Origin of the sequence: Streptococcus sp. KR (assembly GCF_002238115.1) — a bacterium.
Classification (GTDB): domain Bacteria; phylum Bacillota; class Bacilli; order Lactobacillales; family Streptococcaceae; genus Streptococcus.
Genome location: NZ_NGVM01000005.1, coordinates 98053 through 107823, shown reverse-complemented (window position 1 = coordinate 107823; position 9771 = coordinate 98053). Strand labels below are relative to the sequence as shown.

Sequence of the window (9771 nt, the reverse complement as noted above, 5' to 3'; positions counted from 1 at the left end):
GTCCAAGAATTTGTTGAATATATCGAATATCTACATCACTATCTAGAAGCATTGTTGCAAAGCTATGTCTAAACATATGTGGTGTAATAGTTTTAGATAAGCTATTTTGTTCAACGATTCTCTTTAAAATTAAACGTACACTTTGCTCTGACAATGGTTTAGGCGAATGTTTTCCTGGGAATAGGAAATCATTAGATTCCTTTCCGTTTTTATTTATATATGTTTCTAATAAATTGAAGGTTGTTTGATCTCCTAAAAATAGGATACGCTCTTTCTTACCTTTTCCTATAATATGGAGTGTCTTATTGGAAAGATTAATATCTTTGAGATGAATGTGACAAAGTTCAGAAATTCTGATACCTGTTGAAAGTAATAGGGAAATAATTAGTAGATTTCTTTCAGCTTTTTGTTTTTGATAGTCAGTTTTAGATATAACTACTCTCTGCTCTAAATATGAAAAAATATTTTTCAGAATATCATACGGAATCGTTTTAGGCAATATTTTTTCAGTTCTAAATTGAAAGCGTAATTGATTGAAGGGATTCTCTTCAATTATGTGCTGGTATTTTAGATAGTTATAAAACACCTTTATACAAGCAATTTTTCTTCTTAATGTATTCGTTTTTATGTTAGATTGTGTCAACTCTTCGATATAGGATTCGACATTATCATAGTTTGAATTATAAAATTGCATAAGATCATTCTTATAAGCTCGAATCGTGTGTGAACTCAAACGCTTATGAGTTTTGCAATAATCTAAGTAAGTAGAAATAAGCTTATAATCCATAAAAATCTCCTTTATCAATAATCATGCTATTATAAACCTATTTGAGTGCTTTGTATAGTGATAATAAATTGTTATCGGTAGGAGAAGTCAGTGTATAAAATTAATAAATTTGAAGGTGAAATCTATCAGAAGTTAAATAAAATTCTTGATTCATATAACCAAGAACAGAATAGCGTAATAAATCTTGCTGCATGTATTAGCTATCCATTCACCGAAGTATTAGAGATTCAAAGTTTCCCTCTCGCTACTCTGCCAACAGAGGGAGCTGTTGAAAAACGCTTTTTTCCTCATTGTACTTCATTGGATAATATTGAAATATATTCAGAAGAATTGTGTCTTCAACTTTTTGATTTAAATCCTGGTGATTATAGAGTTAATGTGCAACCACATTCAGGAACTCAGGCTAACCAAATAGTCTATAATTGTGTTTTAGAAAGTGACGATTATATTTTATCGTTATCTCCAAAAGACGGAGGACATATTTCACACACTTATACAGGCAAAGGTACTGTAAAATATTATCACTTAGATCATGATTTAAATATTGATTATATCGAATTAAAGGAATTATTAGATAAATATAAACCTAAATTGATTATTATTGGTGCTTCATCGTATGGAAATGAATTTAATTATCAACAAATTTATGAAATTATAAAAGAGGTTAGCCCCAATACCCTTATTTTAGCGGATATTTGCCATAGTGTTTTATATATTATGGCAAAGCTACATAAGTCGATTTTTCCATATGTGGATTTCGTTACTTTTACAATGGATAAATGCTTACGTGGGCCTCAAGGAGGAGTACTAATGTATCGTTCTATATTTGAAGAAAAAATAACTAATTCAATTTTTCCTAGAACACAGGGAGGTCCTACACAAAATGCATTATTTGCGAAATGTATCTGTTTAATCAAATTATTATCAATAGATATTCAAGATTATGCACAACAGGTTATAAAAAATACTTTATTGTTTATAAAACAATTAAGTAAAGAAGGGGTTGATGTTGTTTATAAAAACTCAAAGACTCATATAATTTTAGTTAATCTACTGAATCTAAACTTGAGTGGTAAGGATGCAGAGAATCTACTTTTTCAACATAAAATATTAGTTAACCGAAATCAAATTCCAAATGATACACACGGACCAATGACGACTTCAGGAATAAGATTAGGAACAATCGGAATTACAAACTTATCCTATACTGATGATGATATTAAAAAATTAGCTAAACTAGTAGCTAATTTATTAAAATATAAACAATATGATTATTCCATATATTTAGATCTCATTCGCAAGTACCATGAACAAATTAATATCTCCAATTAGGAGAAAGACCTATACAGAAATTATATTTTTTGTAAGGAATCAACAGATAGTATTTAGTGAGTCCGTCTTGATAATCATCAATATAAGTTTTTTCACAAACAAAAGGAATATCATCAAATTGTTGTAAATTGTATACTATTTGAAATTTATACCAAGGATCGTCTATGAGTGGAATTTCTTCCTCAAAATTTCTTAGTGAATTTTGAAATTCTGTAAAAGAGATTCTTTCAGAAATCAATTCAATAATTAATTTGTTTAACTTGAGCATCCTAATATCTAAGGTCAAAGCTTTAGGACATTCTTGAAGTGATTTATTTATATACTTCAGAGATTGTTGATAATTTTTATTCATCAAAAAAATAATTGATTTATTACAATATGGTTCAAAAATTTCATTTGAATCATATTTTTTTAGTATTTTTGTGGCCTTATTTAGATTCTCTAAAGCTATATCATATTCTCCGTCCCAGATATTAACAACACCTAAATTATTATATACTGTTGCAACAGGTATTTGATATTCATTACGTTGAAAGTAGTCCAATGCTAGTTTGAGATTTTCGGTAGCTTCTTTAGTTGGGAAATAATGAGCAGAATTTCGTAAAATAATATAATAGAAGTCGTCTTTTTCTACAGAATTCAGGCTTTCATTAAGGAGTTTAATTGCCTCTCGATCTTTACCTAAATGACCATAAGCATTTAGCTTGTAGAGTAATGTTCCAGAGCAATTTTCTAACTTTTCCAGTGATTTTAGCGCCTCCTCAAATTCATATTTTTGAATTTGAAATCTAGGATAGTATAGCTGTAAATCTTTTGAATAATTATCTTTTTGAAGACTGTTTAAAATAGCTAAACCTCCATTAAAATCAGAAATCCACTGGTACGAGTTCAATATATAATGTAAGTATTTTTCGGGTAATAATTCTATTAAATGAAGTATCTTCTTACTCAAAGATACAATGTAAAAATATGAATTTTTCCTGTATTCGATTTCAAGTAACTGTTTGATATATTCTACATTTTGCCGCAACTCTTCAATATTACATATATTTATTAAGCAGTGAATTAAATAAGCTAACTCGCCACCAACTCCTATAGATAGGATAGTTTGCTCTAAATATATTTTTAGATTGTTGGTTACTAATTGAAGATCAGAAGCATTTGTGTGATTTAAAATACCATTTACAATTGATTCGTGTGAAATTTTGATTTTATCATTTGTATCTCCATTAATATAGATAAAACCTGCATCAATAAGGGATTTTAGAGAATCAGCTACTTCAGTATTTTCGTCTAATATAGATTTAATGTAGTTAAAAACTATATCTTTTCTCATACCAGCAGGAAAAATCGATGATATGATAAGTATATTTTTTTGAATATCTGGAAGTTTGTCATATATATCAGAAATATTAAATAATTCTGAATTTGGATTATCAATAAGTCTGTTAATAATTAATTCAATATCTTTATAATTACCTTGTGTTATCTTCCATATTTGATTCAATTTGACATTATCAAGTAAAGCAATTTTATTTCTTATTAGTAATTTACACTCATCCTCAGTAAGATACGATAAATTTAATACAGTAGGAGTATAATTGTCCAATGTATCTAGTTTATCAATCGATTTTATCTTATCATTTGTTCGGTTTATAATTGTTAAAGAGATTCCGCTTTGAAGTGTATTAAAGTCATCTTCAAATTTTATTTTTATATCTTCAGATAAAAATTGATAATTATCAATAATAATATTAAGACGGATTTTTTTTGAAACATGACTGAAATATCTTAAATATAAATCATTTTCAAATATTCCCTCCTTTATTTCAGTAATAACTTCTTCCCAAGGATAATCAATTACTTTTTTGTAAGTTGTATCGAATGCAATAAACGATCTGATTAACCTAAAACTATGTTTCAGAGTTAGATTTGTTAGTTTTTGTTTTCTTAAATAATTTGAAAACGAATATTTTTGAGGTATTGATAAGCATAGATTTCTTCTGAATTGTGTTGGGACATACGCTCCTTTTAGTAGATTTTCAAAAAATTTATTACTTTCAAACCCATCATTTATAACATCAATGTAGAGAATAAAGGCTTCTTTATCATGGCTGTAAACTTGTTGACAAACCTCTTTGATTAGCTCGGTTTTACCACTACCACTTAAACCATTAATAATATATAAACTATTTTTATCATTACTAGAAAATTTAAAATGCTGTTTTAATTCTTCTATTTCAGTATCGCGACCGTAATACATAAAACATCTCCTACCGATAACAATTTATTATCACTAGTATATCATAAATTCATCTTCAGTAGCTTGAATTGTATAATGAATTTTTACTTATCATTCAATAGCAAACTATGATATTGATCAGCTATAGCTAAAACACTGTTTTGAAATTATATCTAATACTTTTGAGTCAATTACAAACTTACAACAACGAGATATTTATATAGTCTGAAGAAAATAAGTACAAATTTATTAGAAAAGCAACATTTTATAGAATTATCACTGAAAATTCTAATTTTAGAATTATACGTTCTATTGATTTAGAATCTGTTTTTTAATTTCTAAATGTTATAATAGTATTATCGAGTAAAAGAAGCATGCCATGATTGGAAACAATATAAAATTCATACGAAAGGCACATGACCTGACATGTCCAGAATTTGCCCGAATTATAACATTTCACCCAATAGCCTTAGCCGTTATGAAAAGGGAACAAGTATAATTTCAAAAGAATTAATAGACACAATCTGCCAAAAGTTCAATGTATCGTATGTGAATATTGTTGGGAAAGAAAAAATATTAAATCTAGTGGGAAGATAATAAACTGACTTTAAAAATGGAGATTGTTAAGAAACGTTGAACAAATCTCCTAACTCATCACTATTGTTATCAAGATAGCCAGAACCTCGTCTTTAATGATGAGAGCAATCACTTGATTGTAATGAGTGGCGCCTTATCTGATATGGTGAATACCAACATTTATCTAGTGAGTACTTTTGAAGAGCTTGAGCGTTACAGGAGCTACTTGGATGGTATTGAGTACATACTAAAAACATCAGAAATGTGAATGGTAGTTTAATGAGTTTATATGATTCTAGTGAGAATGAGTTCGCCTGTGCCTTAGGTCGAAATGTTTGCACACTGACGAAAGGAAAGTGAATGAGCCAAAATCCAATAGCTATCTTTCTCCATGGAAAAAGCGAACTAGAAAGACAATTATCCATTGTATCAAGCTCAAAGAGTTTCTGTTTAGTGAGTGGAGTAAGGTAAGAAGTAAATGTTGAGACTGGGGAAAACAAATTGAGAAAATTTTAATTAGTCATGTTTTATGTTAATATCAAATAGAAAGAATAGGTGAAAACTATGGAATTAAGAGATATATTAGACAAAGAATTTGAAGAGATTGTTACAGAGTTTCAAAATAGAGGAATAATATTTGAAGGTCAATTTAAAATAATAACTTCAATGTTTTGTAAGAAATATTCAACGGAGTTCTGTAAATTATTGGAAAAGGAAACAGGATTGAACGTGTGGTATGGTTATCAGGTTCCTTATTTTTTCTATTACGATAGTAAAAGGTACGATAATAAAACAGCTTCTCTTGTTGCAGAAGAGTACCAAATTAAAAAAGGGAATTTGTAATAATTTCCGTAGAGGAGTTATAAAACAGTAAATATTTATTATGAGGTTGCAGATTATATGGGCAAAGTAATGAGACAATATAATGAATTTTATATAAAATTACAAAAAGAGTTTAAACTGGCCCATAATATGACCATAGAAGCTATGCCAGCAAAATTTTCCAACAAAGATTATGTTAAAAAATTTATTTATATGTTTCCTGATAAAATTTCTAGACTGATAATAGAAAGAAACTATTGGTATGGTAAACGTATTATTAAAAAAAATTTAGTTAAAATTCAGAGTAAAAGGATGTCTTTAGAAACTAATGATTTTATTCTTGAAACATCTAAATATATAAGAAGGCGAGTAAGAAAAAATATTTTGAGTATTGAAGAGAGAAAAACTCAGGCAGATGAAATTCGAAAAAAATCTTTAGCAAAATTAAAGCTGCAAACTATAAAAAGAAAAAAATCATTAGATTATATCCAAGAAATAAATCCCTCTTATCTGGAACATTATTGCAAAAGATTTTTTAAAACACATGATTTACATGAAAGATTAGAAATCATTAGAGAACTTTCGAAGTATGATTCAAAGGAAGTTCATAATTTTTTCTATGCAATAAATGGTCATGTAAGAAATCAATCGCTAAAAAAAGAAGTTCAGTCGTACTTTCAAAGTTTATCTCTACCGTTTAGATTGAGTAGAAAAAAGAAAGGAAAAACAAATTTTATTGATAATGAAATAGTAACAAATAGGAAAGGACCAGAAGAGTTGAAGAAGAGGTTATACATTGATGATCTAGAAAAGATAAAAAAATTTGATATCTTTCTTTCACATAACTCTCAAGATGAAGAAAAAATAATAACATTTTATAAAAAACTAAACAAAAATGGCCAAGTCGTATATATTGACTGGGTTAATGATAAATACGATCTGAAACGAGAATGGTGTAATACTTCAACAGTCGATATTATCAAAGAGCGTATAAAACAATCGGATGTATTTGTTTTGTACTTTTCAAGTAAGACACTTAATTCTCAGTGGTGTGCTTGGGAATTGGGATATGCAGATGCAATTGGAAAGAAAATATGTATCTATTTTTCAGAAAAAATAAATAGAACAATTATTCCCAAATTTTATTCTATTTATCCAGAGCTACATCTTTCTGAAAACATTACAATTGAAGTTGATAAACAATCATCTATTATATTTAATGATTGGAAAAATAGGAGTAGTTAATATGGAAAAAGAGCAATTTATTAAAAAATATACTGAAGTTATTCAAGAAGGGAATGCGGCAGTATTTGCTGGTGCGGGGACATCAGTTGATGCAGGTTTTGTTAATTGGAAAGAATTGGTAAGACCATTCTCAGAAGAAATAAATTTGGACATTGATAAAGAAACAGATTTAATTGGAGTGGCGCAATACTATATCAATTTTAAAATGGGAAATCGTGGTACTGTGAATCAAGAAATAATTAATCAGTTTTCTAGTTCAGATGCAGAAACAGATGTTATGAATCTATTAACACGTCTTCCCATTTCTACATATTGGACAACAAATTATGATGAGGTCATAGAAAATGGATTGGAAAAAAATAATCGCAGGGGTGATATAAAAAGAAAAGTAGATGATTTGGCTATTAATATTTATGATAGTGATGCTATTGTATATAAAATGCACGGTGATATAAGATCTCCCCAAGATGCAGTTATTTCAAAAGATGATTATGAAAGATATGGTGAGAAAAATTCGTTATTTGTTACAGCCTTGCGTGGGGACCTAGTCTCAAAAACGTTCTTATTTGTAGGGTTCAGTTTTGAAGATCCAAATCTAGAGTCTATTTTAGGAAAGGTGAATATTTTATTAGGAGATAACAAAAGAGAACATTATTGTATTCAGAGAACTGTATTAAGAAAAGATTATAAAACGAAAAAAGAGTATGACTATGCAAAAATAAAGCAAGATTTAAAAATAATAGACTTAAAACGATATGGTATTGAGACTGTTTTGGTAAATGATTATATTGAGATTCCCCAATTATTACTAGAAATTGAAAGAGAATATTTTAAAAATACAATCTTCATCTCTGGTAGTATATCAGACTATAGTAAAAAGTGGAGTAAAGAAAAAGTAAATCAATACTGCTATGATTTATCGAGTTTTCTTGTTTCAAAAGATTATAAAATAATATCAGGATTTGGACTTGGTATAGGAAGTAATATTATTAACGGTGCGCTAGATCAAATTTATAAAACTAAATATAGACATGTAAGTGAGCACCTTGGTTTGTTTCCTTTTCCACAAAATGACAACGGAGAGAAACCGTTAAAAGAACGTTGGACCGAGAACCGTGAACAAATGATTAGTGAGTCAGGGGTGTGTATATTTTTATTTGGTAACAAGCTAGTTGATGGTAAGGTAGAGCTTGCTTCAGGTATGATGGAGGAATTTCAAATAGCTAAAGAAAAAGGAAAAATAATCATTCCGATTGCCTCTACTGGATTTGCTGCAAAAGAAATTTTTGATGAGATGAAACAATCAGGAGAATATAGTTATTTAGATAATTACTGGGAAACTTTGGAGACTGAAAAGGATTTCACTAAAGTTTTTTCCACGATTGATAAAATTGTCAATGAGGTACGATAATGGCAACCAAAATATTTATTTCGTTCCGTTTTAGTGATGGAAAAGAGATTAAAGATGAACTAGTTGATTTATTTGATGAATCTACTGAGGTAATTAATAGATCAGAAGATGTTGATAGAGGTCAAATGAGTGAGAACATTATTCAGGAATATCTATATGAGAAGTTAAAGGATACATCGGTTACAATTGTATTATTAACTCCAGAGGCTGTTTCTTATAGAAAGAATTGGATTGGAAATTATGATGATTGGCTTTATGATGAACTAAGGTATTCTTTAGAGGATAGAAAAAATAACAGAACAAATGGTGTGATAGCTGTTTATACTGATGAAGCTAGAGATAAGATACTATATGATAGTACTCATTATTGTCAACATTGTCAGCAGACTAAGTCGTGTAGGTCTTTGAAATATTTTGATAATTTAGCTAGAAAGAACATGCTAAATATTAAGTCGGTTTATAAGAAAAATCCATGTAATGATCTTTATGATGATGAGCACGATTCTTATATTTCTTTAGTGAGTTTGAACGATTTCAAAGAAGATTATAGTCGATATATTCAGAATGCAAAAGACAAAAGAGAACGATTAGATGAGTTCAATATAGCTAAGAGGATGTAATAAACACTCCTTGTAGATAATTCTGCTATTTGGATAAGTTCAACTTTTTAAGAGTCGAAAGGCTCTTTTTTCATCCTCTTATTCTCCTGTGATAACTTTTCCAAATTCCCTTTGGTATACTTTTTTCAACTTTAAAAAATCCAACTAAGATTTTTCTCTGGGGGTTTGGGGGCGGAGCCACCAAGTTATCTTATCGTTAGCTGTCAAAACTGGAAGGTTTTAGTCAGCTGGCGATATGATTTTTGGGATATTGTGGACACAATATCTGAGCTCGCAAAGCCTTACAAGAATGAAAATCAGTTGGTGTAAAAGTGTACTGACATTGTACGGTAGCAGACATTGTCAGTACAGGTATTTTGGAAAGGAAGTAGTAGTATGAAACGAGACGTGCGTGATATTCGAAAACAATTTCGCCTAACAGATGAAGAGGAAAAGCAAATTTTAGCTTTGATGAGAGAGCAGGGAGATACTAATTTTTCAGATTTTCTCCGTAAAAGTTTACTCTCCTCTGATTTACAAAAACAGATAGAGATATGGTTCACCCTTTGGCAATCTCAAAAACTAGAACAAATCAGCCGTGATGTTCATGAGATTTTAATTTCGATCCAGTCAGAACGTCAAGTCACCCAGGAACATGTATCTATTCTCTTAACCTGCGTACAGGAATTGATTAAAGAAGTTGGCAACTCCATTCCTCTCAGTCAAGACTTCCAAGACAAATATATGAGGTAGACAC

At 29.3% G+C, this 9771-nt stretch carries 8 protein-coding genes and 1 pseudogene; 7 read left to right on the top strand and 2 right to left on the bottom strand.

Features of this window, described 5'->3' with window-relative positions; translation table 11 throughout:
- Window positions 1-787, bottom strand: a 787-nt coding sequence (locus tag CBI42_RS03060; protein ID WP_094753230.1) for a tyrosine-type recombinase/integrase, incomplete at its 3' end; no start/stop codon positions are given.
- A gap of 90 nt (window positions 788-877) precedes the next feature.
- Here CBI42_RS03060 and CBI42_RS03055 point away from each other — a divergent pair.
- Complete coding sequence (locus tag CBI42_RS03055; protein ID WP_050088028.1) at window positions 878-2119, top strand: aminotransferase class I/II-fold pyridoxal phosphate-dependent enzyme; 1242 nt, start codon at window positions 878-880, stop codon at window positions 2117-2119.
- Here CBI42_RS03055 and CBI42_RS03050 read toward each other — a convergent pair.
- Window positions 2103-4382 carry a tetratricopeptide repeat protein gene (locus CBI42_RS03050; protein WP_094753229.1) on the bottom strand — a complete coding sequence of 760 codons (2280 nt, stop codon included), beginning with the start codon at window positions 4380-4382 and terminating at the stop codon, window positions 2103-2105. The two genes, CBI42_RS03055 and CBI42_RS03050, sit on opposite strands and share 17 nt — an antisense overlap.
- Window positions 4383-4740: 358 nt before the next feature.
- On the opposite strand from CBI42_RS03050, the pseudogene CBI42_RS03045 reads away from it, so the two are divergent.
- The 6 genes and pseudogenes from CBI42_RS03045 to CBI42_RS03015 all read left to right on the top strand — a co-directional run bounded on the left by CBI42_RS03045 (window position 4741) and on the right by CBI42_RS03015 (window position 9767).
- A pseudogene (locus CBI42_RS03045) lies at window positions 4741-5205 on the top strand (helix-turn-helix domain-containing protein).
- 296 nt (window positions 5206-5501) lie between these two features.
- On the top strand, window positions 5502-5780 hold the full coding sequence (locus tag CBI42_RS03040) for a hypothetical protein (RefSeq protein WP_094753228.1): 279 nt from the start codon (window positions 5502-5504) through the stop codon (window positions 5778-5780).
- A gap of 57 nt (window positions 5781-5837) precedes the next feature.
- The gene (locus CBI42_RS03035) at window positions 5838-7004 is read left to right on the top strand and encodes a toll/interleukin-1 receptor domain-containing protein (protein ID WP_094753227.1); all 1167 of its coding nucleotides are present in this window, start codon (window positions 5838-5840) and stop codon (window positions 7002-7004) included.
- A 1-nt stretch (window position 7005) separates the two neighbouring features.
- On the top strand, window positions 7006-8415 hold the full coding sequence (locus CBI42_RS03030; protein ID WP_094753226.1) for an SIR2 family protein: 1410 nt from the start codon (window positions 7006-7008) through the stop codon (window positions 8413-8415).
- Window positions 8415-9035, top strand: a complete 621-nt coding sequence (locus CBI42_RS03025) for a TIR domain-containing protein (protein ID WP_094753225.1) — start codon at window positions 8415-8417, stop codon at window positions 9033-9035. The genes CBI42_RS03030 and CBI42_RS03025 overlap by 1 nt, the downstream gene beginning before the upstream one ends.
- Window positions 9036-9410: 375 nt before the next feature.
- Entirely contained in the window at window positions 9411-9767 is a 357-nt protein-coding gene (locus CBI42_RS03015) for an SAG1252 family conjugative relaxosome accessory protein (protein ID WP_000817622.1), read from the top strand.
- Window positions 9768-9771 lie beyond the last annotated feature (4 nt).

Coding starts and splice junctions, on each gene's coding strand:
- CBI42_RS03025 (WP_094753225.1), top strand. CDS start 8,415: ATGGCAACCAAAATATTTATTTCGTTCCGTTTTAGTGATGGAAAAGAG.
- CBI42_RS03030 (WP_094753226.1), top strand. CDS start 7,006: ATGGAAAAAGAGCAATTTATTAAAAAATATACTGAAGTTATTCAAGAA.
- CBI42_RS03035 (WP_094753227.1), top strand. CDS start 5,838: ATGGGCAAAGTAATGAGACAATATAATGAATTTTATATAAAATTACAA.
- CBI42_RS03050 (WP_094753229.1), bottom strand. CDS start 4,382: ATGTATTACGGTCGCGATACTGAAATAGAAGAATTAAAACAGCATTTT.
- CBI42_RS03040 (WP_094753228.1), top strand. CDS start 5,502: ATGGAATTAAGAGATATATTAGACAAAGAATTTGAAGAGATTGTTACA.
- CBI42_RS03015 (WP_000817622.1), top strand. CDS start 9,411: ATGAAACGAGACGTGCGTGATATTCGAAAACAATTTCGCCTAACAGAT.